The sequence below is a fragment of the Alcanivorax sp. UBA3183 genome (assembly GCF_002364155.1).
GTDB lineage: Bacteria > Pseudomonadota > Gammaproteobacteria > Pseudomonadales > Alcanivoracaceae > Alcanivorax > Alcanivorax jadensis.
The window spans coordinates 31,227-31,652 of sequence record NZ_DEXN01000007.1 but is presented as its reverse complement, the minus strand read 5'-3'; the positions used below and the strand labels follow the sequence as shown (position 1 = coordinate 31,652).

General features: G+C 58.7%; 1 protein-coding gene. It reads right to left on the bottom strand.

Translation table 11 applies throughout. The features are described from left to right. Window positions 1-22: 22 nt before the first annotated feature. A partial coding sequence (locus B3Q33_RS03075) for a DUF924 family protein (RefSeq protein ID WP_286826826.1) occupies window positions 23-426 on the bottom strand: 404 nt, incomplete at its 5' end.

The window sequence follows — 426 nt, the reverse complement described above, 5'->3', positions numbered from 1 at the left end:
CATGCAAGCATGGCTCCTACAGTCACTGCCCGAAGCTACCTGTTTTTTCCAGATAGGCGAGTTCTTCGGCGGTGCTTTCCCTACCCAGAGCCGCATTGCGATGTGGGAAACGCCCGAAGCGGCGAATCAACTCCCGATGTTGCCTGGCTGCATCGACACTGCTTTGTACCGACTTGCGACAGGAATCCGGGGCGCGCTCCAGCAAGGCAGTCATGCTGTTCAGGCAGAGATCCTGCAGGTCTTCATCTTCGGCATGCATCAGTGGCATCAGGAAAAACACCTGGCCGCACAGGGGCAGTTTGCTGTGCATCTGCCTGGAAACACCCTCCACCGCCAGGGTTGCCGCCCGGTGATCGCCGGCAAAGGCCTGGGACTGGCCACGGTAGATATGGCGGGTGAACTGGTCCAGCAACAGAATCAATGCCA